This is a genomic window from Frankia sp. Mgl5, from assembly GCF_023242985.1.
GTDB lineage: Bacteria > Actinomycetota > Actinomycetes > Frankiales > Frankiaceae > Parafrankia > Parafrankia soli.
Window position 1 is genome coordinate 1 of record NZ_JALKFY010000568.1, and the last position, 336, is coordinate 336.

Consider the following 336-nt stretch of genomic DNA (forward strand, 5'->3'; position numbering starts at 1 on the left):
GTGTCATTATGTCGAAACTTTCTAACCGTCAACAATCGATCATTGACTTCATTCGCAAAGAAGTAAAGGACAAGGGTTATCCGCCGTCCGTTCGCGAAATTGGCGAAGCTGTCGGGTTGGCCTCCAGCTCTACCGTTCATGGCCATTTGGCGAGACTGGAGAAAAAGGGATTGATTCGCCGTGACCCGACCAAGCCCCGCGCGATCGAGCTGCTCCAGCACGACGATGATTTTCAGGACGATTTCGAATCGTCAATTGTTCGCGTGCCAGTAATCGGGAAAGTAACCGCCGGCCAGCCGATCACGGCGATCGAAGAAGTGGAGGAATATTTCCCTC

General features: G+C 52.4%; 1 protein-coding gene. It reads left to right on the plus strand.

Translation table 11 applies throughout. The features are described 5' to 3' along the window. Positions 1-8: 8 nt before the first annotated feature. A partial coding sequence (lexA, locus tag MXD62_RS10665; RefSeq protein WP_248829151.1) for a transcriptional repressor LexA occupies positions 9-336 on the plus strand: 328 nt, incomplete at its 3' end.